This window comes from Devosia sp. MC1541 (assembly GCF_012847305.1).
Classification (GTDB): domain Bacteria; phylum Pseudomonadota; class Alphaproteobacteria; order Rhizobiales; family Devosiaceae; genus Devosia.
On sequence record NZ_JABBDZ010000008.1, the window covers coordinates 74,091 to 100,003 of the forward strand.

General features: G+C 58.4%; 24 protein-coding genes. 11 read left to right on the forward strand and 13 right to left on the reverse strand.

Annotated elements, in window-relative coordinates; all coding sequences use genetic code 11:
- Positions 1-9: 9 nt before the first annotated feature.
- From HKD40_RS10445 to uraH, 8 genes are all read right to left on the reverse strand, one after another.
- A complete protein-coding gene (locus HKD40_RS10445; RefSeq protein ID WP_169195695.1) occupies positions 10-1,092 on the reverse strand; it encodes a BMP family ABC transporter substrate-binding protein in 1,083 nt (360 codons plus the stop codon).
- 56 nt (positions 1,093-1,148) lie between these two features.
- Positions 1,149-2,072 (reverse strand): ABC transporter permease, encoded by a 924-nt coding sequence (locus HKD40_RS10450; protein ID WP_169195696.1) that lies wholly within the window; start codon positions 2,070-2,072, stop codon positions 1,149-1,151.
- A complete protein-coding gene (locus tag HKD40_RS10455; RefSeq protein WP_248306014.1) occupies positions 2,072-3,205 on the reverse strand; it encodes an ABC transporter permease in 1,134 nt (377 codons plus the stop codon). The genes HKD40_RS10450 and HKD40_RS10455 overlap by 1 nt, the downstream gene beginning before the upstream one ends.
- Positions 3,202-4,731: an ABC transporter ATP-binding protein gene (locus HKD40_RS10460; RefSeq protein ID WP_248306522.1), complete on the reverse strand. Its 1,530-nt coding sequence runs from the start codon at positions 4,729-4,731 to the stop codon at positions 3,202-3,204. The genes HKD40_RS10455 and HKD40_RS10460 overlap by 4 nt, the downstream gene beginning before the upstream one ends.
- Complete coding sequence (gene xdhC / locus HKD40_RS10465; protein ID WP_169195698.1) at positions 4,721-5,578, reverse strand: xanthine dehydrogenase accessory protein XdhC; 858 nt, start codon at positions 5,576-5,578, stop codon at positions 4,721-4,723. The genes HKD40_RS10460 and xdhC overlap by 11 nt, the downstream gene beginning before the upstream one ends.
- 91 nt (positions 5,579-5,669) lie before the next feature.
- On the reverse strand, positions 5,670-8,000 hold the full coding sequence (gene xdhB / locus HKD40_RS10470; protein ID WP_169195699.1) for a xanthine dehydrogenase molybdopterin binding subunit: 2,331 nt from the start codon (positions 7,998-8,000) through the stop codon (positions 5,670-5,672).
- Positions 8,000-9,463: a xanthine dehydrogenase small subunit gene (xdhA, locus tag HKD40_RS10475; protein WP_169195700.1), complete on the reverse strand. Its 1,464-nt coding sequence runs from the start codon at positions 9,461-9,463 to the stop codon at positions 8,000-8,002. Before xdhA ends, xdhB begins: the two co-directional genes overlap by 1 nt.
- A gap of 3 nt (positions 9,464-9,466) precedes the next feature.
- A complete protein-coding gene (gene uraH / locus HKD40_RS10480) occupies positions 9,467-9,817 on the reverse strand; it encodes a hydroxyisourate hydrolase (RefSeq protein ID WP_169195701.1) in 351 nt (116 codons plus the stop codon).
- A gap of 202 nt (positions 9,818-10,019) precedes the next feature.
- Between uraH and HKD40_RS10485 the strand changes: the two genes are divergently transcribed.
- The 8 genes from HKD40_RS10485 (at position 10,020) to HKD40_RS10520 (ending at position 16,984) form a co-directional block, all read left to right on the forward strand.
- The gene (locus HKD40_RS10485; RefSeq protein ID WP_169195702.1) at positions 10,020-10,457 is read left to right on the forward strand and encodes a DUF1801 domain-containing protein; all 438 of its coding nucleotides are present in this window, start codon (positions 10,020-10,022) and stop codon (positions 10,455-10,457) included.
- Between the two features lie 2 nt (positions 10,458-10,459).
- The gene (locus HKD40_RS10490) at positions 10,460-10,867 is read left to right on the forward strand and encodes a DUF1801 domain-containing protein (protein ID WP_169195703.1); all 408 of its coding nucleotides are present in this window, start codon (positions 10,460-10,462) and stop codon (positions 10,865-10,867) included.
- A gap of 125 nt (positions 10,868-10,992) precedes the next feature.
- Positions 10,993-12,411, forward strand: a complete 1,419-nt coding sequence (gene puuE, locus HKD40_RS10495; RefSeq protein ID WP_169195704.1) for an allantoinase PuuE — start codon at positions 10,993-10,995, stop codon at positions 12,409-12,411.
- Positions 12,412-12,453: 42 nt separating this feature from the next.
- Complete coding sequence (locus HKD40_RS10500; RefSeq protein ID WP_169195705.1) at positions 12,454-13,272, forward strand: bifunctional allantoicase/(S)-ureidoglycine aminohydrolase; 819 nt, start codon at positions 12,454-12,456, stop codon at positions 13,270-13,272.
- A 2-nt stretch (positions 13,273-13,274) separates the two neighbouring features.
- Positions 13,275-13,769 carry an ureidoglycolate lyase gene (locus tag HKD40_RS10505; protein WP_169195706.1) on the forward strand — a complete coding sequence of 165 codons (495 nt, stop codon included), beginning with the start codon at positions 13,275-13,277 and terminating at the stop codon, positions 13,767-13,769.
- A 40-nt stretch (positions 13,770-13,809) separates the two neighbouring features.
- Positions 13,810-14,631 carry an META domain-containing protein gene (locus HKD40_RS10510; RefSeq protein WP_169195707.1) on the forward strand — a complete coding sequence of 274 codons (822 nt, stop codon included), beginning with the start codon at positions 13,810-13,812 and terminating at the stop codon, positions 14,629-14,631.
- Positions 14,632-14,721: 90 nt separating this feature from the next.
- The gene (otsB, locus tag HKD40_RS10515) at positions 14,722-15,522 is read left to right on the forward strand and encodes a trehalose-phosphatase (RefSeq protein ID WP_169195708.1); all 801 of its coding nucleotides are present in this window, start codon (positions 14,722-14,724) and stop codon (positions 15,520-15,522) included.
- Positions 15,523-15,571: 49 nt separating this feature from the next.
- Positions 15,572-16,984 (forward strand): trehalose-6-phosphate synthase, encoded by a 1,413-nt coding sequence (locus tag HKD40_RS10520; RefSeq protein WP_169195709.1) that lies wholly within the window; start codon positions 15,572-15,574, stop codon positions 16,982-16,984.
- Positions 16,985-17,038: 54 nt separating this feature from the next.
- Here HKD40_RS10520 and HKD40_RS10525 read toward each other — a convergent pair whose 3' ends face one another.
- Positions 17,039-18,439, reverse strand: coding sequence for a DEAD/DEAH box helicase (locus tag HKD40_RS10525; RefSeq protein ID WP_248306020.1), 1,401 nt, complete (start codon positions 18,437-18,439; stop codon positions 17,039-17,041).
- Between the two features lie 336 nt (positions 18,440-18,775).
- On the opposite strand from HKD40_RS10525, the gene HKD40_RS10530 reads away from it, so the two are divergent.
- Positions 18,776-19,711, forward strand: a complete 936-nt coding sequence (locus HKD40_RS10530) for an ABC transporter substrate-binding protein (protein ID WP_169195710.1) — start codon at positions 18,776-18,778, stop codon at positions 19,709-19,711.
- Here the strand turns inward: HKD40_RS10530 and HKD40_RS10535 are convergent.
- The 3 genes from HKD40_RS10535 to HKD40_RS10545 form a co-directional block, all read right to left on the reverse strand.
- Positions 19,708-20,499 carry a molybdopterin-dependent oxidoreductase gene (locus HKD40_RS10535; protein WP_169195711.1) on the reverse strand — a complete coding sequence of 264 codons (792 nt, stop codon included), beginning with the start codon at positions 20,497-20,499 and terminating at the stop codon, positions 19,708-19,710. The genes HKD40_RS10530 and HKD40_RS10535 overlap by 4 nt on opposite strands.
- Positions 20,496-21,344 carry a cytochrome b/b6 domain-containing protein gene (locus HKD40_RS10540; RefSeq protein ID WP_210257087.1) on the reverse strand — a complete coding sequence of 283 codons (849 nt, stop codon included), beginning with the start codon at positions 21,342-21,344 and terminating at the stop codon, positions 20,496-20,498. The genes HKD40_RS10535 and HKD40_RS10540 overlap by 4 nt, the downstream gene beginning before the upstream one ends.
- A 71-nt stretch (positions 21,345-21,415) precedes the next feature.
- Positions 21,416-22,063: a ThuA domain-containing protein gene (locus tag HKD40_RS10545; protein WP_169195713.1), complete on the reverse strand. Its 648-nt coding sequence runs from the start codon at positions 22,061-22,063 to the stop codon at positions 21,416-21,418.
- Positions 22,064-22,498: 435 nt separating this feature from the next.
- Between HKD40_RS10545 and HKD40_RS10550 the strand changes: the two genes are divergently transcribed.
- Both HKD40_RS10550 and HKD40_RS17685 read left to right on the forward strand, forming a co-directional pair.
- The gene (locus tag HKD40_RS10550) at positions 22,499-24,103 is read left to right on the forward strand and encodes a bifunctional metallophosphatase/5'-nucleotidase (protein ID WP_169195714.1); all 1,605 of its coding nucleotides are present in this window, start codon (positions 22,499-22,501) and stop codon (positions 24,101-24,103) included.
- A gap of 176 nt (positions 24,104-24,279) precedes the next feature.
- Positions 24,280-24,693, forward strand: coding sequence for a hypothetical protein (locus HKD40_RS17685; RefSeq protein ID WP_182394223.1), 414 nt, complete (start codon positions 24,280-24,282; stop codon positions 24,691-24,693).
- A 53-nt stretch (positions 24,694-24,746) separates the two neighbouring features.
- On the opposite strand, the gene HKD40_RS10560 is transcribed toward HKD40_RS17685, so the two are convergent.
- Complete coding sequence (locus tag HKD40_RS10560) at positions 24,747-25,790, reverse strand: Gfo/Idh/MocA family oxidoreductase (protein WP_169195715.1); 1,044 nt, start codon at positions 25,788-25,790, stop codon at positions 24,747-24,749.
- Between the last annotated feature and the right edge of the window lie 123 nt (positions 25,791-25,913).

Consider the following 25,913-nt stretch of genomic DNA (forward strand, 5'->3'; position numbering starts at 1 on the left):
AAATGTCTATCAGGCTGGTGGGATCACGCCTTCAACATACCAGTCCATGCTGAGCAATTCAGCGTCGGTCATGGTGACGCCAGCCGCAACGCGTTCAACACCAGTGTGGTCCTTGATCGGACCGGTGAAGATTGCAACCGAACCATCGATCTGGCCGAGACGCATAGCTTCTGCGTCCTTAACGGCAGCTTCTGGAACCTTGGAGTGGTAAGGGGTCATGGTCACGACTTCTTCCTTGAGACCTTCCCAGGTGTTGCCTGGAGCCCAAGAGCCATCGAGAACAGCCTTGGCCGACGCGAGGTAGTGCGGGCCCCAGTTGTCGATGATCGCGGTCAGCTGGGTGTCAGGAGCAAATGCGCTCATGTCTGCGCCCTGGCCGAAGCCGCCGATGATGCCGCGTTCCGCAGCAACCTGCAGAGCCGCTGGACCGTCGGTGTGCTGAGCAATGATGTCCATGCCCTGGTCGATCATAGCGCGGGCAGCGTCAGCTTCCTTGGCTGGGTCGTTCCAGGTCGAGATATAGACCGGGGTCAGGGTGAATTCTGGGTTGATTTTACGCGCAGCGAGCGTGAAGGAGTTGATGCCCATCACAACTTCTGGGATCGGGAACGAGCCGATGTAACCAGCCTTGCCGGTCTGGGACATGTGACCAGCGATGATACCGCAGATCGCACGACCTTCATGGAAGCGCGCGTTGTAGAGGCCAACATTCGGGCCGCTCATGTAGCCGGTTGCGTGTTCGAACGCGATATCAGGGAACTCTTCTGCAACCTTGATAACGCTGTCGCCGAAACCAAAGCTGGTTGCGAAGATCAGCTTGCAGCCCTGCTGAGCCAGTTCGCGCAGAACGCGTTCGCAATCCGGGCCTTCAGCCACGTTTTCGACGAACATGGTTTCAACCTGTTCACCCAGCTGTTCCTGGATGAAGATACGGCCCTGATTGTGCGCGTAGTTGTAGCCGTTGTCGTTGATCGAGCCCACGTAGATGAAGCCGATCTTCAGTTTTTCTTGACCGAAAGCAGTGCTTCCGAGAAGTGGCAGAGACAAGGCGGCCCCACCAACCTTGATGAAAGTACGACGCGACAGTGTCATCATTTTTCTCCTGATTGACGACATTTTTATGAATTGAGGCGTTCGTTGGCGCCGCCTCAATTACCCGGCATGAACGGCCTGCCAAGGCAGGCCGGAGCATTAGTTGACGCGTCGCGCTTCAGCGAAATTAGCACCAGCACGACGATCGTTGCGAGATAGGGCAAGGCTGCCCACAATTCAGCAGGTATAGCGGAGAAAAGACCGCCACCCGCCTTGATGTACACTTCCATGGTCATCACCAGACCAAAGAGATAAGCGCCGAACAACAGGCGCATTGGGCGCCACGAGGCGAACACCACCAGCGCCACGGCAATCCAGCCACGGCCCGCCGTCATGCCTTCGGCCCATTGTGGCGTCAGCAGCAGCGGGAAGCACGCACCGGCGATCCCTGCCATAGCGCCACCAAACATGATCGCGAGGTAGCGGACACCCAATACCGAATAGCCAATCGAGTGCGCCGAATGGTCGTTCTCGCCGACAGCGCGCAAGATCAGGCCCGAACGGGTCTTCTTGAGGAAGAACCAAACGGCAAACACCATGAAGAACGCGAAGTAAACCGGCAGCGAATAGCCCAGCAGCACGCGCGCAATGGGATGGTCCGCGATGGTTTCGGGCAAGACCGAGTCCATAAGCGGGACCGGACGAGCAGAGTAGTTGGCCCCAATGAGAGCCGAAAACCCTGTCCCGAAAATCGTCAGTGCCAGCCCGGTCGCTGTCTGATTGGCCGAAAGCGAGAGCGTCAGGAAACCAAAGATCAGAGACGAGAGAACACCAGCAACGGCCGCTGCCAGAAGAGCCAGCAGGGGCTGACCGGTATGGAACTGAACGATGAAGCCGACGACAGCGCCAATCAGCATCATGCCTTCAACGCCGAGGTTCAACACCCCTGCCCGTTCAACGACCAGTTCGCCCAAAGCGGCAATCAGAATAGGAGTGGACGCGCCGACGACGGTCACGATGATCGCAATGGTAAGATCCATTATGCAGCTCCCACGCGGGCATCAGGCTGAACGCGCCGAATGCGATATTTGATCAAAATGTCACCAGCCAACAGCAGGAACATCATTAGCGCCTGGAAGATACCTGTCGTTTCATCCGGAAGACCCATGGTTGTCTGAGCAATCTGCCCACCAACGAATGTGACCGCCAACACGAAACCTGCAAATATTACGCCAAGTGGATTAAGCCGTCCGAGGAAGGCCACGATGATGGCCGTAAAGCCGTAGTTGGTGGCAAAGCCCGGCACCATGCGCTGGAACGGGCCAGCCACTTCCAGCATCCCCGCCAGACCCGCCAAACCGCCGCTCACCAGCATGGCCATCCAGATGGTTTTGTTCTGCGAAAAGCCGCCGTAACGCGCTGCGTGCGGCGCCGCACCAACAACGCGCATACGATAACCAAACACGGTACGGGTCATGATGAACCACACGACCAGTGCAATGAAAATCGCCAGCGGCACGCCATAGTGCACGCGTTCCACGAGCCCCTTGAGGATCAATGCGCCGTCACCGAGGAAGTCAAAATTTTCGACCGTCAGGTTTGGCAAGCGCGCCGCCACGTCAAAGCGACGCGACTGCGGGAAACCAATGCCCATTGGGTCCTTCCAGGGACCACGAATGAGGAAGAAAATCAGCTGTACGGACGCATAGGTCAGCATCAAACTGGTGAGAATTTCATTGACGTTGAGCTTGGTCTTGAGAAACGCCGGGATCGCCGCATAGGCCATGCCCGCAATCGCCCCTGCCACCGCCATCAGCGGCAAAATCCAGAAGCCACCCTGCCCGTGCGTGGCCAGCGCCACCCAGGTCGCAGCCAAAGCACCAACGATGTACTGGCCCTCAGCACCAATGTTCCAGACATTGGCCCGATAAGCGATCGACAGACCAACACCGATAATAATCAACGGCGCAGCTTTAACGCCCAATTCCTGCCACTTGTAGGGATTGGTCAGTGGGGTAAGGAAAATCTCCCCAACCGCCGCAAAGCCATTGTAACCAATGGCCGAAAACAGGATCACGCCCACCAGCATGGTCAGAGCAACAGCCGCAATCGGCGTTGCATAGAGCATGAACTTGGATGGTTCAGCGCGCTTTTCGAGACGAAACTGCATCATGCTGCTCCCGCCTCGCCATGCACACCGCCCATAAGCAGACCGATCTCTTCCACGCTAAAGTCCTTCACCGGCCGCACTTCAGAGAGCGACCCCATATTGATTACCGCAAGGCTGTCGGAAAGGGCCAGCAACTCATCAAGGTCCTGGCTGATCACGACAATGGCCGAGCCCGACGCGGCCAGATCGACCAAAGCCTGATGGATCGCCGCTGCCGCGCCCGCATCCACGCCCCAAGTTGGCTGGCTCACCACCAGAACCTTGGGGCTCTGCATGATTTCGCGGCCCATAATGTACTTCTGCAAATTCCCGCCCGAGAGCGAACTCGCGGTCGACTGCGAGCCGATGGCCTTCACCGAGAAACCCGCGATCACCTTGTCGGTGTATTTCTTGGCCGTGCCGAAATTGATCAGCCCCAGCATAACCATGCCGATACGATCACGCGCCGTGAGCACCGAATTGTCCGAGAGCGAGAAATCACCAACCGCCGCGTGACCATTGCGCTCTTCCGGCACCGCCGAAATCCCCGACCGGCGACGGTCGGTTGGGTGCTGCAAGCCAATGCTGCGTCCATCAAGGCTGATGGCGTCGCGGTCTTCGCCGAGCAACTCGCCCGATAGCGCGTCCAAGAGCGCGTTCTGCCCATTGCCGGCCACGCCCGCAATGCCCAGAATTTCACCAGCATGCACAGTAAATGAGATGTTGTTGACGGGCACATCGAAGTCGCCCGTCTTCTTGGTCGAAAGGCCGTTCACCACGAGCTTAGGCTCGCCAAAGCTGCGCCCTTCACCCTTGTTGATATCCTTTAGCCCGGCCCCGATCATCTTCTCGGCCATCGAGCGCGAGGTCTCGACCTTGGGATCACACGTATCCACGAGCTTGCCGCCGCGCAGAATAGTCGCTGTGTCACACAGCGCCTTAATCTCATGCAGCTTGTGCGAGATATAAAGGATCGAGCAGCCTTCGCTCGCCAACTGGCGCAGCACGGTGAACAGCTGCTCCACTTCCTGCGGCGTCAAAACCGAAGTCGGCTCATCCATAATCAGCAGTTTTGGATTGAGCAGCAGCGCGCGCACGATTTCGATACGCTGGCGTTCGCCCACCGAAAGCGTTGCAACGGTACGGTGCGGATCAAGCGTCAGCCCATAGGTCTGCATGATCTGCCGCGTCCGCTCTTCGAGCTCACGCTGCGGTATCTTCGCATCCATGCCGAGCGCGATATTTTCGAGAACGGTCAGCGCTTCAAACAGCGAGAAGTGCTGGAACACCATGCCGATGCCCAGTTTGCGCGCGGCCTTAGGGCTCTGCACGACAGTGGGAACCCCATTCCAGCGGATCTCGCCAGCATTGGGCTGCATGATGCCATAAATCATTTTCACGAGGGTGGACTTACCCGCCCCGTTCTCACCGAGAAGCGCGTGAATTTCCCCTGGCTTGACCGAAAACGACACATTGTCGTTGGCCAGAACGCCTGGGAATTGCTTGGTGATACCGCTCAGTTCGAGCCGATTGGGCAGGTCAGAAACCACGCGCCACTCCCGTTTGTTCAAAGGAGGAATTGTCACGTGCACAAATGCCCTGACTTCCAACATGTGCCATAATTTCAGCTGCGGCGAAGGCCGCTATAACGGCGGGGCGTTTGTCGCCAAGGCCCTGCGCGCCGATAGGTAAAATGAGCTTGTTCAACGCCAATGCGTCACCCCCTTGGTCACGATACCAGCTCGTGAACTTTGCTCTTTTCGTTTGTGAGCCGACCATTCCAACATAGGCAGTGTCACGTCGCGACAATGCTTCATATGCAATGAGAAAATCTAAAGCGTGATCATGCGTGACGATCACAAAGCTGCTGCCCGCAGGCGCTTGGCGCACAATCATCTCGGGCATAGCGACAAGTCGAGAAGCGATTTGAGGCGCAAGTGCAGCCAGCTCCTCTTTGCGCGTATCAATCACCTCAAGCCTCACTGGCATAAGCGAGAGAATTTGCGCCAAGACACGGCCAACATGGCCCGCGCCAAAAATGAAAACGCTCGGACGTCGCGCCAGATCGGCCTCGCACCGCGCCACAAGCTCGGTCCGCATCGTGTCGGTAACAAAAGAAAGATCGACACGAACACGCCCGCCACAACACTGGCCGATTTCAGGCCCCAAAGGCACGTCCATGACCTCATGCGCGCGCCCTGCTGTGATCAGCCGGCGCGCGTGGTCAATAACCATATATTCAAGGGCACCGCCACCTATAGTCCCAAGCGCGAGTGTCGCGCCCACCACCATGAAAGTGCCTTCCGCGCGCGGCGAGGAGCCTTTCACATGCGTGATTTCGCACAATATGGCGTCGGGATTTTCGGCGAAAAATGCGCTGAGGGCTTGAGGGGTCATGATTCTCCCCCGTAGGCGCGGCCGGTCAGTTCCCCTCCCCCAATTTGGGGGAGGTACGGTGGGACACCAGACTTTGCGCCCACCGAGTTTTTCACGCGCGCGTCTCCGCTTGGAGTCGCTCTACGCCCATCAACACGCGCTCGGGCGTAATCGGCGTATCAAGGCGCGGCGCGATTCTATAATCGGCCACGCTGGCCACAGCCATGCCCAATGCTTCAGCCACACTCATGGCCAGCATAAAGGGCGGCTCACCGACCGCTTTGGATCGACCTATGGTCGGTTCTTTGTTCACCGACCACTCCGCCAGCTTCACGTTGAAGACCGGCGGGATATCAGAAGCCAAAGGGATTTTGTAGGTGGAAGGGGCGTGAGTCCGGAGCTGTCCCTTAGAATCCCACACTAATTCTTCGCTGGTGAGCCATCCCATGCCCTGAATGAAGCCGCCTTCGACCTGTCCAACGTCGATAACGGGGTTCAGCGACTTGCCGACATCGTGCAAAATATCGACTCGGTCGACGGTATATTCACCCGTCAGTGTGTCGATGGTGACCTCGCTCACCGATGCCCCATAGGCATAGTAGTAGAACGGTCGACCACGGCCCGCCGCACGATCCCAATTGATATCCGGGGTCTTGTAAAATCCCGCTGCCGAAAGCTGAACGCGATTCAGATAGGCCGAAGCCACCAGCTCCCCAAACGGCACAAAGGTGGGCCCTGCCTGCAGTCCACCCTGCACCCACGAGCACTCGCTCTCTGAAACCTTGTGAAGAGCGGCCCCATGGGCGACCAGCCGAGCCTTGATCTGATCACACGCATTGAGCGCCGCCATACCATTAAGGTCAGTGCCTGAAGACGCAGCCGTCGCCGAGGTATTGGGAACCTTCCCCGTGGAAGTCGCCATGATCTTGACGGTGTCGAGATTGATGCCAAAGGCATCGGCAACCACCTGCGCCACCTTGGTGTGCAGCCCCTGCCCCATTTCCGTGCCGCCATGTGAAAGATGGACCGAGCCATCTTTATAGACATGCACCAAGGCACCAGCCTGATTGTACCAGGTCGCCGTGAACGAAATTCCGAACTTCACCGGGGTCAGCGCAATGCCCTTCTTGAGCACTCTGCTGGTCTTGTTGAAGGCGATCACCGCGCGGCGGCGCGCCTGATAATCCGCGCTGGCTTCCAGCTCTGCCACCACGCGGTCAACGACATTGTCCGTCACCGTTTGATGGTAGGGCGTAATATTGTCGGTGTCCGTGCCGTAGAAATTGGCCTTGCGAATATCGAGCGGATCTTTGCCCAGCGCATAGGCGATGTCTTCTACCCAGCGCTCCGCCGCCAACATGCCCTGCGGCCCACCAAAGCCACGAAACGCGGTGTTCGAGACAGTATTGGTATAAAGCGGCTGCGACCGCAGACGCACCGCCGGATACCAATAGGCATTATCCGCATGGAACAGCGCGCGGTCTGTTACTGGCCCCGAAAGATCGGATGAAAACCCCGCGCGCGCAGCATAGTTTGCATCAACGGCAAGAATTTTGCCGGTCTCATCATAGCCAACGTCATAATCGACCACGAAGTCATGGCGCTTGCCCGTCGCCTGCATATCGTCGTCCCGATCCGGACGGATTTTACAAGCGCGGTTCCACTTCTTCGCCGCCAGCGCGGCGACAGCAGCAAAGAGATTGCCCTGCGTTTCCTTGCCACCAAAGCCACCGCCCATACGGCGGATATTGATGGTCACAGCATGGTGGCGAATGGCCAAAACCTGCGCCACCATCAATTGCACTTCGCTCGGGTGCTGGGTCGAGGCGTGGATGGTCACGTCCTCGTCTTCGCCCGGAATGGCGAGTGCAATCTGCCCTTCGAGATAGAAGTGATCCTGCCCGCCGATCGTAATTGCCCCTTGAACGCGACGCGGCGCGCTGGCGAGGCCCGCTTCGACATCTCCCCGTTCCAGTTTGAGCGGTTCGGTCACGAGCTTTCCGCCCGCGCCCTGCGCCGCGCGTACATCGAGCGCATGCGGCAGGTCTTCGTAGTCAATCTTGACCAGCTGTGCTGCGCGGCGCGCGGCGTCGCGCGTGTCTGCCACCACCGCAAACATCGGCTGGCCCCAGAAATGCACCTTACCAACCGCGAAAATGGGTTCGTCATGCTTATGGCTCGGCGAGACGTCATTCTCGCCCGGAATATCCTCTGCGGTCAGCACGCCGATAACGCCGGGCGCCGCGCGAACGGCATCGAGATCAATCGACTTGATCGTGGCATGGGCGCGGTTCGACAGGCCCAAATAGGCGTGCATCGTGCCCACTGGCTCAATCATATCGTCGATATATTCTGCCGATCCGGTCACGTGCTTGGGGCCGCTGTCATGGCGGGTATTGGCATGCAGCACAGCCAATGAAATTTCGGAAGAATGCTTATTCATCATGCTACCTCACGGCTCAACCGCTCTGCGGTGCCTTCAGTCTCCATGTAGAACCGACGGAGCAGGTTCTTGGCGGCCAGCAGACGATAGTCCGCCGACGCGCGCATATCGCTAATGGGCTGATAATCCTCGCCGAACAGCGGCAGCACCGCCTCAATCGTTTCTTCCGACCAGGCCTTGCCCATCAGCGCTGCTTCCACCACCGCGGCGCGCTTTGGCGTCGCCGCCATGCCGCCAAAAGCGATGCGCACCGAGGTCACCACACCATTGTCGGTCCCCACGCGGAAGGCCCCGCACAGCGATGAAATATCCTCTTCCTTGCGCTTAGCAACCTTGTAGACGGCGTAGTGTTCACCCGCAGGCAGCCTTGGTACAAAGAGGCTTTCGACAAACTCACCCGGCCCACGATCCTGCTTGCCATAGGCAACAAAGTAATCCTCGAGCGCCATCTCGCGCCGCTCATTGCCTTTGCGCAGCGTAAGGCGTGCACCCAGTGCAATAAAGGTCGGCGGGGTGTCACCAATAGGCGAGCCATTGGCGATATTGCCGCCCAGCGTGCCCATATTGCGCACCTGTTCCCCAGCAAAGCGGCTCCAAAGCTCACGCAATTGCGGGAAATGCTCTTCGATCGTGGGCAGCGCTTCCGAATAGGTCACACCCGCCATAAAATTCACGGCCGCGTCCGAGACCGTAACGGCCTTCAGCTCTTGCAGATGATTGATAAAAATCACCGGCCCAATGCGACGCATGAACTTGGTCACCCACAGCCCAACGTCCGTTGAACCGGCGACGATCCGCGCTTCCGGATATTGCGCATAAAGCTGCGCCAGATCATCAAGACTTGCGGGAATGATGATGCGATTTTCATCCGCACCAATCTCGACGCGCCCTGTCTGGCTCAAAGCGATCAGCCTATCCTTGACCGCAATCCGCTCCGCCCACAGCACATCGCCCTGCGGCAACCCATAGCTCGAAATCGCCTCAGCCGCGCGAATGATCGGCGCATAGCCGGTGCAACGACAAAGATTGCCCTGCAATGCTTTCTCGATAGCTGAGCGCGTTGGGTGCGGGTTCCGCATCCACAGCCCATAAAGGCTCATGACAAACCCCGGCGTACAGAAGCCACACTGGCTCCCGTGCTGATCCACCATCGCCTGCTGCACCGGATGGAGCTGGCCATTCTCCCCGCGCAAATGTTCAACGGTGACGACGTGGCAGCCATTGAGGCTCCCCAGCAGTCGAATGCAGGCTGTTACGCTGTCATAAATGACTTCATCGCCAAAAACGCGACCAACCAATACCGTACAGGCACCGCAATCGCCCTCAGCACAGCCCTCTTTTGAGCCGCGCAGTCGGCGCTCAAGGCGCAACCAGTCGAGCAGCGTCTGATCAGGCGCCACATCCGTCAGGGCAATATCTTCACCATTGAGCAAAAAGCGAATGGCGTTGGTCACGTCTACCAAGGCTCAACTCCCGCGGTAGGTCGAATACGCAAATGGGCTGACAAGCAGCGGCACATGGTAGTGCTTGTCTTCAGAAATCGTAAAACGGATCGGCACGACATCAAGAAACGGCGTTTCAGTCTCAACGCCAATACGCTCGAAAAACTGCCCCACGTGGAAGCGGATTTCATATTCGCCGTGCTGGAACTCATCGTCCAACAGGGGCTGATCTACGCGACCGTCAGAATTGGTGTAGCTATCAACCAGATGATGCGTGTGGTCGCCATGAACATAGTGAAGTTCAAGGCGCATACCCCGCGCCGGCGTACCATGCATTGTATCGAGAACATGGGTCGTGAGGCGTCCGCCTGCCATGTTGCTACTCCTATTCGTCGTCCCCCCAAGACCATAGCATTTAGCAATCTTGCGGCTAGCCCAATTTCACACAGGAAAGCCAGAAGTTACCCAGACATATTTGCCTGCCTAATTTTTAGCCTTCACCCCGCCTTAGACAGGTGCCACACTCCCCCTCAGGACACCATGCACGATCAAGGCTTTGCGAGGAGCGCCCGTGGCTATGAACCCTAAAATATCAGACCTTAAACCCGATGCTGATGGCGTCACCCGCCTCAGTGGTGGCAATCCTCAAATCGCCAAAGGCTATGGCGATGAGGTGGTGCAGAACTACATCGCCGCCCTCAACGGTTGGCAGCAACGCGAAGCCAAAATCATCGATAGCCTGATCACCGCGGCTGTTCCCAATGTGCTCAAAGCCGTGAAGTGGAACTCGCCGATGTATGCTGTCACCGAGCACCACTATTTCACCTCCTTCCATGCCATGAAAAACTACCTCAAGGTCGGCTTCTTCAATGGCGGGCAGCTCGTGCCAGCGCCACCAGAGCCGTCCAAGAATCCAGACGTGCGCTATCTCCATGTCACCGAGGCGGGCTTTGATCACGCCCAGTTCTCCGCGTGGATAAAGGCCGCCGCTCAACTCCCCGGCGAGAAAATGTAGCCATGGCTTTCCCCCGCAACAGCAAGGCCGACCTCGCCACCGGCGCGACGCCCTCCCAACTGATTGACCAGCGCATCGCCGACCTGCCCGGTTGGCGCGGCGAAACCCTCGCCCTCTTGCGCAAGCTCATCCACGAAGCGCTGCCCGACGTCATTGAAGAGTGGAAATGGGGTCAGCCAGTCTGGTCTCACAATGGCATTTTGTGCACCGGCGAGGCCTATAAAGCCGCCGTAAAGACCACCTTCCCCAAGGGCGCATCGCTGCCCGACCCCTCTGGTATCTTTAACGCCAGTCTGGAGGGCAATGCCCGCCGCGCCATCGACTTCACCGAAGGCGGATCGATAGATCACGACGGATTTAAAGACCTCATCCGCGCCGCCGCTTCTTTGAACAAGCAGAGTGCAAAATAGGCATTGTTGATAACTCGCGAAAGAAACGCGCTTCACCGAAAGATTTTGCACTTAAACCCGCTAGCCTAAGTGCAAACCTGCTCCTACCATCACGCAGAATTATTCGACGCTGATGGATACCGCAGATGCTTCGCTACCCACGCAATATGCACGGTTATGGCGCCAATCCCCCCAATGCCAATTGGCCCGGTGGTGCGCATGTCGCGGTGCAGTTTGTCCTCAATTATGAAGAGGGCGGCGAAAACAATATTCTGCACGGCGATGGCGCGTCGGAAGCCTTCCTCGTCGACGTTCTGGGCGCGCAGCCTTGGCCAGACCAACGCCATGCCAATGTCGAGAGCATGTATGAATATGGCTCGCGCGCTGGCTTCTGGCGCCTTCATCGCCTCTTCACGCAGGCCGGTCTCCCTGTCACCGTCTATGGCGTCGCCACCGCGCTCATGCGTGCGCCAGCGCAGGTTCAGGCCATGCTCGACGCAGGTTGGGAAATCGCCAGCCACGGTCTCAAATGGGTCCAGCATAAGGACATGCCCCCCGCTGAAGAGCGCCGCCAGATCGCGGAAGCCATTCGTCTCCACACCGTCGCCACGGGCATCCCGCCGCAAGGCTGGTACACGGGCCGCTCCAGTCTCAACACCGTCGATCTTGTCACTGAAACAGGCTCAATGGCCTATATCTCCGACACCTATGACGACGACCTGCCCTATTGGCGGCTTCACGGCGATCGCCCACAGCTGATCATCCCCTATACGCTCTCGGCCAATGACATGCGCTTTGTCACGCCCCCGGGCTTTGACACGGGCGACGAGTTCTTCACCTTCCTCAAAGACAGCTTTGACTGCCTTTATGCCGAAGGTCAGGCAGGTAGCCCCAAGATGATGTCCATTGGCCTCCACTGCCGCCTCGTCGGTCAGCCGGGGCGCTTTCAGGGCCTCAAGAAGTTCGTTGATTACATCAAAACCTTCGACAACGTCTGGGTCCCCACCCGCCTTCAAATCGCCGAGCACTGGGCCAAGGAACACCCCTTCATTGCACAGGACGTGCTCCCCAGCACGCTCGACCGCGACGATTTCATTTCCCGCTACGGCTCGATCTTTGAGCATTCGCCGTGGATCGCCGAGCGCGCTTGGGATGGTGAATTAGGTCCCGCCAATGACACCGCTCAGGGCCTCCACTTCACCCTACGCAGTCAATTCCGCATGGCAACAGACGACGAGCGCATGGGCGTTCTGCGCGCCCACCCTGATCTCGCGGGCAAGCTCGCCGCTGCCAAGCGCCTCACGGCCGAAAGCACTGCCGAACAAAAGTCCGCCGGTCTCGACGCTCTCACCGACCAAGAGCGCGAAACCTTCACGCGCCTCAACACCGCTTATGTCGACAAATTCGGTTTCCCCTTCATCATCGCCGTGCGCGACCACACTAAGGCGTCGATCTTGGCGAACTTCGAAACCCGGCTCGCAAATTCCGCCGAGCAGGAGTTCACCACCGCCTGCCGTCAGGTCGAGCGCATCGCCCTCCTTCGTCTCAGCGCCGTCTTGCCCTAAGCCGCGCCCTGCCCTTTGTCCGAATTTTTGCCCGAGCCCGAGATGTCATCACATTACGCATCACCCCCTGCAGGCCTACCCAGTCAAATGGCGCTTCACACCCAGCGCGCGGTTTTCACCGAGGCCTATGCCGTGCTTCCGCATGGGACGATGCGCGACATCGTCATCTCCTATCTCCCCCATTGGCGTCTCACCCGCCTTTGGGTCATCGCCCGCCCGTTAAGCGGCTTTGCCGAGACCTTCTCGCAATACATTATGGAAGTTGCCCCGCAGGGCGGCAGCGATAAGCCTGAGGGCAATCCAGAGGCCGAAGGCGTCATCTTCGTTGTCGCTGGCGAGATCACCCTCACCATCGAGGGCACTGAGCATACCCTCACCGAAGGCGGCTACGCCTTCCTGCCTCCCGGCTGCAACTGGACCGCCGTCAACAACGGCACCGAGTTCTGCCGCTTCCATTGGATCCGCAAAAAATACGAACGCGTCGAAGGCGTCGAGGCGCCGGAAGCCTTCGTCACTTCCGACAAGGTCGAACCCATCCGCTGGATGCCCGGCTCAAACGATCGTTGGGGCACGACACGGTTCGTCGAGCCGATCGACCTGCGCCACGACATGCACGTCAACATCGTCACTCTCGAGCCGGGCGCGGTCATCCCGTTCGAGGAAACCCATGTCATGGAGCACGGCCTTTACGTCCTCGAAGGCAAGGCCGTCTATCGCCTCAATCGCGACTGGGTCGAAGTCGAGCCCGGCGATTTCATGTGGCTCCGCGCCTTCTGCCCGCAGGCCTGCTACACGGGCCCGGAACGCTTCCGCTATCTGCTCTATAAAGACGTCAACCGTCACGCCAAGCTGCCGTTTTGATCATGAACGATCGCACACTTCGCATCGAGCCGCTCACCGCAGAAGCATTTGCTCCCTTCGGTCAGGTGATCCAGACCGAGGGCTCAAACCACTTCACCATCAATCGTGGCATGACCGAGCGCTACCATGATCTGGCCACGATCCAATTGGGCGGCACCGATCCCCGCCCGATTATTTCGCTCTTTGCTGGCCAGCCCTACGCCCTGCCGCTGAGCCTCGATATGGTCGAACGTCACCCCTTGGGCAGTCAGGCCTTCTACCCCACGAGCGCTGCCTCATGGCTTGTCATCGTGGCGGAGAACGAAGACGAAAAGCCGGTGCGCATCCGTGCTTTCCGCCCGGCTCCGGGGCAAGGGGTCAACATCGCCATCAACACTTGGCATGGCGTGCTTTGCCCCATCGAAAAGCCTGCAAGTTTCATCGTCATTGACCGCGGCGGACTAGACAGAAATCTCGAGGAACATTTCTTTGATGACCCCTGGCTTGTGGACGCTTAATCTCGCCGCAAAAATACTTTACCCCTGATAGCGAACGGAAATGCTACCTCGTCTTCTGTTCCGTTCGGTGATGGAGTTGCTCATGCGCACATGGATCATGCTCACCCTTTGCAGTGTTTTGCTCGCCACCCCCGCTCTGGCGCAAGCAACCACGCTGACCGGCGACGTGACCTATCGCGAGCGCATTGCCCTCCCCATTCCCGCTGAGCTTGTCGTTACCCTTGTCGACCTCACAACCGGCACGCAAATCGCCAGCGCCACCGCGCCAATTCCAGATCGGGGTCAGGTTCCCCTCTCCTATTCGCTCAATCTGCATCAGCAGCCTGCGCCAGAAAACCACTATGGCCTTGTGGCCAAAATCCTCAGCCGTGGCGCCGTAGTCTTCCAGAACTATGATCCCATCGCTGTCGACCCTGCCTCTCCCAAGCAGACGACAATTTTCGTGCATCGCGCTGGCGATGTGCAGCCCCTCATCGAAGAACCACAGGTTCTCAATTTCAACGCCATGACCCCAACCACGTCCCCGCTTATTGATACTGATTGGACAGTTCAGTCGGTCAACGGCCAAGCCATTGAAGGTCCGCGCAAGCCCTCAATCGGCTTTGATCATGAAGGTCGCGTCTACGGAACCGGAGGCTGCAATCGCTACTTCACGACCGCGACCATCGCCGGAACAGCGATCAGCTTCGGCGTCGGTGGCACCACCAACATGGCCTGCGACGCCGCCACAATGGGCCGGGAAGCTGCGTTCTTTTCAGCCCTTGCCGAAATCGTTGGCTTTGTTCGCCAAGACGATGTGCTGCAGCTCATTGGCACGTCTGGCGCGGTGCTCTTAGAGCTATCCCGCAACGCCGCTGCTTAACCAAGTTCATCATCTCTCGCTAATATTCGAACCTTTTCATCAAGAGTCACGTTCCCCCCTCAACTGATTAGTTGTTCGTGGGAAAGCGTGATGTCCGATCCATCTCTTTTTTCCGGGAGCCCTTCACCGCTCCTGGCTATATTTACCGATTTCGATGGCACGCTGGTCGAGCTAGCCGAAACCCCTGATGCTATTCATGTTCCGACCGAGCTGGCGGAACGTTTGGCGCGGGCGATCAACGAATTCGATCACGCCTTTGCCATCCTCACAGGGCGCGAAATCGCCGACATCGACACCTATCTGGGCGAGTTGCATCTCCCCATCGCCGGTGCTCATGGCGCGCAACGCCGTCGCGCCGATGGCAGTTTTGAAGAAGTCTTGGAAATCTACACCAAGGGCGCTTCCGAAATTGCGCAAGCCTTGGCCCCGATCGTGGCGGAGAACGAAGGCCTCATTCTCGAAGAGAAAGATGGCGCCGTTGCCCTGCATTATCGCCAAGCACCCGAGCTTGAAGAGCTGTGCCGCGAAGCCATGACCGAGGTGCTCACGGCCCATTCGATCTTCACCATGGTGCCGGGCAAAATGGTTTTCGAAGCTCGCCCTGCCGGTTTCGACAAGGGCAATGCCCTGCGCGCCTTCATGCAGGAGGCACCTTTTGCTGGGCGCACGCCGATCTTCATCGGCGATGATGTGACCGATGAAGATGCCTTCCGCGCCGCGCAGGAATTGGGCGGCATTGGCATCAAGCTTGGACCTGGTGATACCGCAGCGCGCATGCGCATTGCCGACGTCGCCTCTGTCAATGCTCTGATCGAAGGTCTCATCGACATCGCCAGCCGTAGCGCAACCGCACAGACCGACACCACACCGCCGGAGACCATCACCCACTGATCGGAGCCTTGAGCTCCGATCCCTAGATCGAGAAAAACCCGAAAGACCTATGAGCCGTATAGTTATTGTTTCCAATCGCACCCCCGCCAAAGGCCCAGCCGCTGGCGGTCTCGCAGTCGCACTCAAAAAAGTACTCGCCGAACGTCAGGGATTTTGGTTCGGCTGGTCTGGCAAGCTCACCGAGAGCCCAAGTCCCACCGCGCAAATTCAAGACGTCGATGGTCTTTCGGTCGCCCAGATCGACCTGACCCGCGACGATCATCAGGCCTATTACTCTGGCTTTGCCAATTCCATCCTCTGGCCCAGCTTCCACCTTCGGCTCGATCTCACCACCATCGAGAGCCACTGGTACGAAGGCTATCGCCGCGTCAATGCGCAGTTCGCCGCCGCGCTTGCCAAACTCTTACGACCCGACGACATCATCTGGGTGCACGACTATCACCTGATCCCGCTGGCCACCGAATTGCGCCAACTTGGCGTCCGCAATCGCATCGGCTTTTACCTGCACATCCCGTTCCCGACGCCGGATGCGCTCTATGCCATCCCCCATCACACCGATCTCATGCGCGATCTCTCGCACTATGATCTTGTCGGCATGCAGGCCAAGCGCGACGTCGCCGCCTTTCTGGAGTTCGCGGAGCACCAAGCCCCGCCAACCTTTGCTTCAAGCGCCAAGCACCACGTCGATTTCTCCCGAACCGAAATCCTCGCTTTCCCCATCGGCTCTGATCCGGATGCTTTCGCAAGCCTCTCGGTCAGCCCCGCTGCGCAAAAGATGATCACGCGCATGCGCCGTTCCTTGGGCGATGAGCGGCTCATTCTCGGGGTTGATCGTCTCGATTACTCCAAAGGCCTGCCGCAGCGCGTTGAAGCCTATGAGAAATTCCTCGCTCACAACGCAAGCTTCCGCCGCGGCGTGCATTTCCTGCAGGTCGCGCCCCCCTCGCGCGACACCATCAAGGAATATCAAGCCACTTCTGAAACCTTGGATGCCGTTTGTGGTCGGGTGATGGGCAAGTTTGCCGAGCCAGATTGGCAACCCCTCACCTATGTCAAACGCGCCTATGGACAACCAAGCCTGGCCGGTCTTTATCGCCTCGCGCGCGTCGGGCTGATCACACCATTACGAGACGGCATGAACCTTGTGGCGCACGAATATATCGGCTCGCAAAACCCCGAGGACCCGGGCGTACTGATCCTCTCGCGCTTCGCCGGAGCGGCCGAAATCTTCCCTGCCGCGCTTCAGGTCAATCCCTTCGACACCGACGAAAGTGCCGAGGCGATCCGCGTTGCACTCGAAATGGGGCTTGAGGAACGGCGTGCCCGATACGAGGCGCTCATGGCCGCCGCCCGCAAACACAATGTCGGTGATTGGGCTGAAGAGTTTCTCTCCCACCTCGCCCGCAAGCCCGGGGACAGCGCTCCCCAGCACGACCATATTTATCTCAATTCGGTCGCCTGATACCCCAAGCAGACAATAAAAAAGGCGGCCCGTGAGCCGCCTTTTTCGTGATCTTTAGCCGTCGCGACGATTGCGCGCTGCGGTCTTTTTAGCCGCTGTGCTCCAGCGCTGCTTGGTCTTGAGACCATCTGCGCGTGGCGGCTTAATCGACTTAGCCGGAGCCAATGGGTTCTTCGGATCGCGAGCAACGCCTTCGCGTGCTGCCCCGCCCTTGCTGCGCTCACCACCCGGACGTGGGGTGTTGAACTTGCGCGGATTTGGCTTCGGATTGCGTGCAGTACGCGCACCAGCCGGAGCACCCGGGCTCGTGCGTGCGCCACGCGGAGTTGCATCCGTTTCGACGAGGTTCACATCGCCCGAGACTGGCAGCGTACGACGGATGAGGCGTTCCACATCGCGCAGCTTGGCCTTTTCCGAGCCATCAACGAGGGTAATGGCGATGCCGCTTTCCCCGTTACGACCGGTACGGCCGATACGGTGAACGTAGTTTTCCGGATCGTCTGGCAGTTCGTAGTTCACGACGTGGGTGATGCCCTTAACGTCGATACCGCGCGCTGCAATGTCGGTTGCAACCAGAATGCGAACCTGACCGGTGGCAAAGCCCTTGAGAGCTGCCTGACGGGCGTTCTGGCTCTTATTGCCGTGAATAGCCGCTGCTTCGTGACCATCGATGGCAAGGTTCTTGGCCACGCGGTCGGCGCCATGCTTGGTGCGCGAGAAGATGATGACGCGTTCCATGCCTTCCTTCTCGTCGGCCAGCAGGTCGTTGAGAACGCCACGCTTTGCCTTCGAACCGGACATGATTACACGCTGGTCGATCTTGACCACGGTCGAACCCTGCGGCGCCGCTTCAACCTTGATTGGTTCCTTCAGCAGCGTCTTGGCCAGATCTTCGATTTCCGCCGGCATGGTTGCCGAGAACAGCATGGTCTGACGACGCAGGCCGATCTGCTTGGCGATAGCACGAACGGGAGCAATAAAGCCCATGTCGAGCATGCGGTCAGCTTCGTCCAGCACCAGCCAACGGGTTTCGTTGAGCTTGATCTTGTTGTCGTCCAGCAGGTCCTTGAGGCGGCCCGGCGTTGCAATCACAACGTCAACGCCCTTGGCGATCTTGCCAACCTGATGGTAGCGCGACACGCCGCCGAGCACGAGAACGGTATCAAGGCGCATCTTGGAACCTGCGAACTTGCGCATGTTCTCTTCGATCTGCACGGCCAATTCGCGGGTCGGCGCCAGGATCAGCGCACGGGTTGTCATTGGGCGTGGACGGCCGGTCAGGCCCATAAGGCCAGCAAGGATTGGTAGGCCGAAAGCCGCCGTCTTGCCCGAGCCGGTCTGGGCGATGCCCAGCATGTCACGGCCTTCCAAAAGCTTTGGAATAGCCTGCGATTGAATCTTGGTTGCTTCAGTAAAACCACCTGCAGTCAGGCTGGTGGTGAGCTGTTCGGGCAAACCCAATTCGATGAAAGAAGTCAAACGTGTGTCTTTCTTGCTGCGCGATACAACGCGCCAGCGCACCGCACAGCGGCCGCCGAATAAAATTCTGCAAACGGGCGATAGAGTTATCGCGCGGGTGCTGGCTCAAGCCCGGAGCCTGTTGCTTCCGGGATGACTTCGCCGCTCACCGCTTAAGTAAGAAGAGAAGCCCATCATCGGCCTTTCCGGCCGGGGACGTGGCCCTCATATGGGCGAGAGATCACAAAAACGCAAGGTTTTTCGAGTGTGCGCCTGCGCATACCCTTCATGCATCCCACTTGCCATGCCGCGATGACAGTGCGATCTAGCACCATGATCCGCGCCCTTGTTCTTCTCGCCCTCCTCGCCCTTCCCGCCAGTGCTCTGGCTTCCGAATGGCGTTACACCGACGGCGCGGGCACAGAAGTCGTCCTTTCAGAACCGCCTCAGCGCATTGTTGCGCATACTAGCGTTGCCGCCGCACTTATTCCCTTAGGCATCGAACCTGTAGGCATTTTGCTCAATGGCCAACCCTCGCTCGAGCGCGCGCTCGAGGGCGTCGACGTTTCCCATATTCCTGTCGTCTCGCAAGGCTGGGGCGAAATCGACGCCGAGGCCATTCTTGCCCTCGCCCCCGACATCATCATCACCGAATACGCGCCAGAGTATTATTCCTATGCTGGCGGCACCCATGAAGAGCCGTTCAAATCCCGGCTGGAAGCCATTGCGCCCCTCATCGGCATCGCCACGCCCAATTCAACGCTCGCGACGATTGTTGAGTATGAAGGTTTTGCGCGTAGCCTCACAGACAGTGTCAATGAAGAGCGCCTTGCTGCCGACAAAGCCGCCTTTGAAAAAGCCCGCGACGCCCTCATCGCTACTGCGGCCAGCAAATCCGATTTGACGGTCCTGCCCATTTCGCCCGGCCGTTCAGAGATCGCCCTTGGCGTTGCCAGCCGCTTTGGCGAACTGGTCGATTTCCGCAACTGGGGCGTCAACATTGTCGAGCTGGTCCCCACCTCCGGCGACTATCACGCCACCAGCTGGGAAAACATTCGCAATTACGATAGCGACATCCTGCTCATTGATGATCGTTGGGGCATCGCCTCGCTCGCAACCATCACCGAAAACCCAATCGGCGCGCGCATCCCTGCCATCATAGCCCAGCAAACCGGCAACTGGCCCGCCGGCTGGATCCGCAGCTATCGCGTCTACGCGCAGGAAATCGACAAGCTCACGAGCCTCCTTGAGCGCAGCGAAAAGCTCTAAATCCCGCCATACCAATCATAGCCATTATCTTCCCAATACCCGCCCTTGCCGAGGCCGATTTTGGAGAGATCATCCACCAGCTCAATGGTGTGGAGATATTTCGGCTGCTTATAGCCCAGCGCCCGCTCGATCCGCAGCCGCACCGGCGCGCCATTAGTCACCGGCAGCGTCTCATCATTAAGCCCATAGGCCAAAATCGTTTGCGGGTGATAGGCGTCAACGAGGTCGGAGCTGGTGTAATAAAGAATGTCGCCGCTCAGCGTGCGCTGGATATTGTCAAAGCAATGGTAGACGCAATATCGCGCGCCATCTTTAACTCCGGCCTCATCGAGCAGCGCCCCAAGTTGGGTGCCGGTCCACTTGGCGATGCAACTCCAGCCTTCAACACAATCATGCCGCGTAATCTGAGTGCGCGAGGGCATATTGCGCAATTCCGCCAGCGAATAGCTCACCTCGCGCTCCACCATCCCCTTGATGGTCAAGCGATAGGGTCCAAAATTGGCCATGCGCAGGAAATTATATTCGGCGGTCGTCGGCTCTGTTGAGCCATTGGGCTTCATGCCCTGCCGAATTTCGCTTTCGCTATATTCGGGCGACAGCACTTGCTCCCCGATCAGCGCCCGCTGCACCCTGTAGGTCAGCACATTGGCGCTTTCCATAACCTCACGGATCGGATCGCCGCGTCGCGCCAGAAAATCGAACGGCTTACAGCCAGTCATCGCCAGTCCCGCGCCCACAGCACTGCCGCCCAGAATGAGTTTTCGCCGATTGAGAATGAGCTTGCTCATAGCTTGTCCTTCTCCTGAATTGGCGTATCGGGGCTGGTCTGATAGCGCCCCGTGATCATCGAGCGCAGATTATTCAGCGGCCCGGAGACAATCACCATGATCACATGGACGACGAAAAACAGCACCAGTAGCGCCATGGCGATAAAGTGGATGGTGCGCGCCGTCTGTCGTCCCCCGAAAAGATCCAGAAGCCACGGAAACCCTGCATTCATACCCGGGCTCATGCACAGCCCGGTCAGGATAATCGCTGGAAATAGCACGACGAAAACGATGAAATAGGTGAGCTTTTGTAAAGGCGAATAGCGTCGCCCATGATGGATCCGGGACCGCAGATGGTTCCAGATGTCACCTGGCAGGCCCCGCCAATCGCCCTTTTTCGGGATAATGTCGCGCTCAATATGCCCATTGAGCACGCTGGCCACAAACCAGACGAACATCGTGCCGACGAAAATCCAGCCAAAGAAGAAGTGCACCACCCGCCCGGTCGCCAGATCGCGGAACGAGGGAATGGTCACAGCCCCCGGAAAGGCCACAAAATCGGGCCGCACGGCCGATCCGCTCATGCCCAAAACGCCGGTGGTATCAAAGGTCTGCCCGAAGACGGTCGTCTGTCCGCGCGGACCCTCAGGCGTATTGACCGCCCTGATATCGAGAATGGCGTTGTCGAACTCAAAGCCAGATTGCTGGCCGATATAGAGCGTGGGGTGGGCGTTGAAAATCTGCAACCCAGAGAACAGCAGAAAGAATAGGCAGATCACCCAGGACCAATGGGTTAACCGCGTCCAGATCGATTGCCGATAGACCAGCGGCCCTTTGGTCGCTGGTGTGGTTTTTTCTGCGTTCAACGCCACGGTATTCGCCTCCTCAAGAGAGATAAGCGTCCGCGCCACTCATGCGGCGCGGTAGGCACTTCACGCTAAACGTCGCGTGCCGCCCAATTCATACCACGGCGGATGATGGTTGCCATATTAGGGTTTTCGAATTCTTTGGCTTGGTGGCCTAAAGTCATGTGGAACACGCGGCCCTGGCCGTACTGCCGCTTCCAGACGACAGGCATAACGACGCCCTTGGTCCAAGCGGCGTGCTCACCCGAAAATGTCGTCGTCGCCAGCACTTCGATCGATGGATCGACATGCATGTAATATTGCTCGGACGTGTATGGGAACGACTTGATCCCCGCCATGATCGGATCTTCCGGCCGCGCCACATCGACCGTGTAGTCGATGATATCGCCCGGATGCGCCACCCACTGGCCACCGACCATGAATTGATACTCGACGCTATCGCGAAACGCGTCGCTCATCCCCCCGTGATGCCCGGCAAGGCCCACGCCGTTTTCGACCGCCTTGGTCAGGTTCGCGACCTCGTCCTTGCCAATCTTGCTCATCGTGAAAATCGGGATAATCAACGACAGATTGGCAATATCAGGATCGGCAAAAGCGCTGGTCTCGGTTGAGGTGCGGACAGAATATCCGTCCTCATGGAGCCATCGACGATAAATCGTGGCGCACTCCTCAGGGTCATGCCCCTCCCAACCACCATAAACGATCAATGCACTGCGCATGCGCAATCCCCTGCAAATCAAACCGTGGCAACAATAACGGAGTGATCGGGAGATGTAAGCCCACTAAGCCAATTCATTGCCAAATCTAGCCACGCACCGCCGACAAGCCCTTAAGTCTCTTACTATAAAGAAAATTTCTCGCCCTTCATCTTAACGCCCCCACCAACCCACTCGATCCATCCCTCCCCTACAGGAGGGAGGTCAGATGGGGGGCCCCTTACCTCCCCGCAGCTCCTTCCCCAATCCCTCAACCCACCCGATCCATCCCTCCCCCTACCAGGGGGAGGTTAGGTGGGGGTCCCGGTGCCTCCCCTCCATCAGCCCCGCCCTCAAAAAACACCGCACTTTGCACTGTTACAAAGACCTGCTTAACTACCCGCGCGTTCCGTGCCCGCCACGGACTGCAGCAAGGACAATGAACGAGGAATTACGGGGATGAAGAAACTGCTTTTGAGCGCCACCGCGCTCACGTTTTTCGCCGGTCTTTCTGGCGCCGCCTATGCCGACTTCACACTGAACATCCTGCACATCAACGATTTCCACTCGCGGTTTGACCCGATCACGGGATCGGACTCCAATTGCAATGCGGAAACGGACGCCAAAGGCGAATGCTTCGGCGGCATCGCGCGGTTGAAAACTATCATCGACGACACCCGCGAGAAATACACCTCTGGCAATTCGATTCTGCTGTCCGCGGGCGACAACTTCCAAGGCTCGCTCTATTACTCGACCTACAAGTCCAAGATCGTGGCCGACTTCTTCAACCAAATGGGCTTTGACGTCGTCGCCACCGGCAATCATGAATTTGACGACGGCCCTGAAGAGTTCCTCAAATTTATCGACGCTGCCGAGTTCCCAATCATTGGCGGCAATTTTGACGTCTCGCGTGACGATAACCTGCGCGGCAAGATCAAGGGCTCCTATGTCGTCGAAATCGGCGGCGAAAAGATCGGCATTATCGGGGCCACCGCCGAGGACACACCCGAAATCGCTTCCGTGGGCAATGTCGAATTCCACGACGTCATTCAATATGTCCGCGGCGCGGCCGAAGCGCTTGACGCCGCTGGCGTCAATAAAATCATCCTGCTCTCCCACATTGGCTATGGGGTAGACCTGCAAGTTGCCGCAGCGGTCCCGCTCGTCGACATCATTGTTGGTGGTCACAGCCACTCGCTGCTTTCGAACACAGCTGAAAACGCCGTCGGCCCTTATCCGACCATGGTCACCAATCCGGACGGGATTGAAGTCGCCGTCGTCCAAGCCAATCAATATGGCAAATATCTCGGCGATCTCTCCGTCACTTGGGACGACAATGGCGTTGTCACCAAGGCCGAAGGCGAGCCCTATCTGATCGACGCCACCGTCGTCGGCAATGAAGACTTCAAGACCCAGCTTGCCGATCTGGCTGGCCCCCTCGCCGAAATGGCAGCTGTCGTTGTCGGTTCAACCACCGCACCACTTGAAGGCTCGCGTGAAGTCTGCCGCGTGCAAGAATGTAACCTCGGCAATCTGCTCGCCGAAGCGATCCTCGAGCGCACCAAAGACCAGGGCGCAACCATCGCCTTCCAGAACTCTGGTGGCATTCGCGCGTCCATCGACACCGGCGAAATCACCATGGGTGAAGTGCTGACGGTCCTGCCGTTCTCCAACACCCTCGCCACCGTCGAAGTTTCCGGCGCAGACGTCATTGAGGCTCTCGAAAACGCCGTCAGCGACGTCGAAAACGGCGCTGGCCGCTTCAGCCAGGTCGCGGGCATGAAGTATTCCTTCTCGCTCTCCAAGCCGGTGGGCGAGCGCATCTCCGACGTTCTGGTCAAGGGCGAAGGCGATGAATGGGTGCCGATCGACGAAGAGGCTGACTACATCATCGTCACCAATAACTTCGTCCGTGGCGGCGGTGACGGTTTTGGAGTTTTTGCCGAGGGCGAAGACCCCTATGACTTCGGCCCGCCGCTTGAACAGGTTTTGGCCGACTACATCGCCGAGCACGGTGGCTCCTACACCCCATTCTTGGATGGCCGCATCACCCAACTCGACTAACCCAAACTACAGCCAAGACTATAAGGGCGCTTCCGAGCGCCCTTTTTTGTGCCCTCAAACGAAAATTGTGATCACCCCTGCGGTGAACAATTCGTGAGCCCGTCCGTTAGGGGGTAACTGGCGCCTTCACGCCTTGTGATCGGCCTAGCCAACGCGATAATTTAGAGACCCTTAGCATGAAGCCCTTACTCTTTGCTGCCATCGCCGTTTCTGCTCTGACCCTTGCGGCGTGTGATAACGCGCCAAGCGAAACACCCCCAGCCGCGTCAACGACCACGACGACACCAGCCCCGGCCCCTGCTCCAACGCCTGCACCTGCCCCAGCGCCTGCAGCGACGCCAGCGCCAACGCCTGCTCCGGCAGACCCGACCGCGACTTTGCCGTCGGACGCTGAAGTCAAGCAGGCCATGGACGATCTGCAGAACCAGGTAAAAGAGCTCAATCTGACCGATGCTGAAAAGCAGGAGGCGATTGCCCAGGCCCGCACTCAGGCCGAAACCATGGCCAAAAGCTCGGGCCTCACGGACGAACAGGTCAAGCAGGCTGGCGATGCCGCCGAAAACGCGGCCAAGCAGATGTTCGGCCTCTAATTCAAAAAATTAGGCCCGCATCGCTGCGGGCCTCTTGCTTTGCACCGTGTCGCTTAGACGTGTTGCTCGGTGCGGTCGCGATCAGTCACCGTCCCCAAATCCAGAACCTTCTGAATATTTGTGGCGTGGCGGAAGCTTGGCTCAAGGTTCTTGCCGGTGCGGCACGCTTCAACAAAGCGCTCGTAATTGGTCTGCACCTTGTCGACCTGAACCTCGGTCCATGTCGCTGTCTCAGCATCATCGCCAAGGCAGGTCATAAGCTGCGATCCATCATGACGATGGCGCACTTCCACCGCGCCCAACTCACCATAAACGCGCAAGCGCAGCTCATTGACATGGCCGGTTGCCCAACGGGTCGCGTGGATCACGCCCAGCGCGCCATTTTCCAGCTGCGCCGTCATGGCAAAGCTGTCGTTCGCGTCCAGATCATATTCGCCAATCTTATTGCCCGGAGCCTTGTCGAAGGTTTCCAAGCGGCAGAAGACCTTGGAGAAATCGCTGCCCGCGCCATAGGCGGCAAAGTCCAGAATGTGAACGCCGATGTCGCCCAAAACGCCATTCGAGCCATGCTTTTTGGACAAGCGCCAAAGCCACTGCGACTCCGTGCGCCAGTCACCCCAAGCCTTCGACACCAGCCAGCTCTGCAGATAGCTCGCCTCAAAATGCTTGACCTGGCCGACCTGTCCCGACTGCACGATCTCACGGGCCTTTTGCAGCTCGGAGACGTTCCGATAGGTCAGATTGACCATGTTCACGAGGCCAAGGCGCTCGGCGGTTTCGGTCATTTCCAGCGCACGCGCATGGTCGGTCGCCAGCGGCTTTTCGCAGAACACATGCTTGCCGCCATTGAGCGCTGCAATCGTAGTCGCGTAGTGCACGCTATCAGGCGTCACATTGGCAATGGCGTCAAATTCGCCCCAAGCCAGCGCTGCATCGAGCGAGCCAAAGCCGCGCTCAATATTGTGTGCCGAGCAGAACGCCTCAACGCGCGCCGGATCAACGTCCACGCCCCCCACAAGGGTCACGCCTTCAATGGCCGCAAAATTCTTGGCGTGCGTGTTTGCCATGCCGCCAGTACCCAGGATGAGGATACGCATTGTCATTTATCCCTGCGGCCCGCGCCGCGCTGTTTCTCAACCAACGGTTCAGCTCTTGTACCGAGCCGATTTCCGTCCATTCAAAAATCCCGACGCGAACGCCGGGATTTCAAAGAGTGTGTC

What these genes read in the sequence shown, in the direction of transcription:
- HKD40_RS10445 (WP_169195695.1), bottom strand. Translation starts at nt 1,092, where the DNA reads ATGACACTGTCGCGTCGTACTTTCATCAAGGTTGGTGGGGCCGCCTTG.
- HKD40_RS10450 (WP_169195696.1), bottom strand. Translation starts at nt 2,072, where the DNA reads ATGGATCTTACCATTGCGATCATCGTGACCGTCGTCGGCGCGTCCACT.
- HKD40_RS10455 (WP_248306014.1), bottom strand. Translation starts at nt 3,205, where the DNA reads ATGATGCAGTTTCGTCTCGAAAAGCGCGCTGAACCATCCAAGTTCATG.
- xdhC (WP_169195698.1), bottom strand. Translation starts at nt 5,578, where the DNA reads ATGACCCCTCAAGCCCTCAGCGCATTTTTCGCCGAAAATCCCGACGCC.
- xdhB (WP_169195699.1), bottom strand. Translation starts at nt 8,000, where the DNA reads ATGAATAAGCATTCTTCCGAAATTTCATTGGCTGTGCTGCATGCCAAT.
- uraH (WP_169195701.1), bottom strand. Translation starts at nt 9,817, where the DNA reads ATGGCAGGCGGACGCCTCACGACCCATGTTCTCGATACAATGCATGGT.
- HKD40_RS10485 (WP_169195702.1), top strand. Translation starts at nt 10,020, where the DNA reads ATGAACCCTAAAATATCAGACCTTAAACCCGATGCTGATGGCGTCACC.
- HKD40_RS10490 (WP_169195703.1), top strand. Translation starts at nt 10,460, where the DNA reads ATGGCTTTCCCCCGCAACAGCAAGGCCGACCTCGCCACCGGCGCGACG.
- puuE (WP_169195704.1), top strand. Translation starts at nt 10,993, where the DNA reads ATGCTTCGCTACCCACGCAATATGCACGGTTATGGCGCCAATCCCCCC.
- HKD40_RS10500 (WP_169195705.1), top strand. Translation starts at nt 12,454, where the DNA reads ATGTCATCACATTACGCATCACCCCCTGCAGGCCTACCCAGTCAAATG.
- HKD40_RS10505 (WP_169195706.1), top strand. Translation starts at nt 13,275, where the DNA reads ATGAACGATCGCACACTTCGCATCGAGCCGCTCACCGCAGAAGCATTT.
- HKD40_RS10510 (WP_169195707.1), top strand. Translation starts at nt 13,810, where the DNA reads ATGCTACCTCGTCTTCTGTTCCGTTCGGTGATGGAGTTGCTCATGCGC.
- otsB (WP_169195708.1), top strand. Translation starts at nt 14,722, where the DNA reads ATGTCCGATCCATCTCTTTTTTCCGGGAGCCCTTCACCGCTCCTGGCT.
- HKD40_RS10520 (WP_169195709.1), top strand. Translation starts at nt 15,572, where the DNA reads ATGAGCCGTATAGTTATTGTTTCCAATCGCACCCCCGCCAAAGGCCCA.
- HKD40_RS10530 (WP_169195710.1), top strand. Translation starts at nt 18,776, where the DNA reads ATGATCCGCGCCCTTGTTCTTCTCGCCCTCCTCGCCCTTCCCGCCAGT.
- HKD40_RS10535 (WP_169195711.1), bottom strand. Translation starts at nt 20,499, where the DNA reads ATGAGCAAGCTCATTCTCAATCGGCGAAAACTCATTCTGGGCGGCAGT.
- HKD40_RS10545 (WP_169195713.1), bottom strand. Translation starts at nt 22,063, where the DNA reads ATGCGCAGTGCATTGATCGTTTATGGTGGTTGGGAGGGGCATGACCCT.
- HKD40_RS10550 (WP_169195714.1), top strand. Translation starts at nt 22,499, where the DNA reads ATGAAGAAACTGCTTTTGAGCGCCACCGCGCTCACGTTTTTCGCCGGT.
- HKD40_RS17685 (WP_182394223.1), top strand. Translation starts at nt 24,280, where the DNA reads ATGAAGCCCTTACTCTTTGCTGCCATCGCCGTTTCTGCTCTGACCCTT.
- HKD40_RS10560 (WP_169195715.1), bottom strand. Translation starts at nt 25,790, where the DNA reads ATGCGTATCCTCATCCTGGGTACTGGCGGCATGGCAAACACGCACGCC.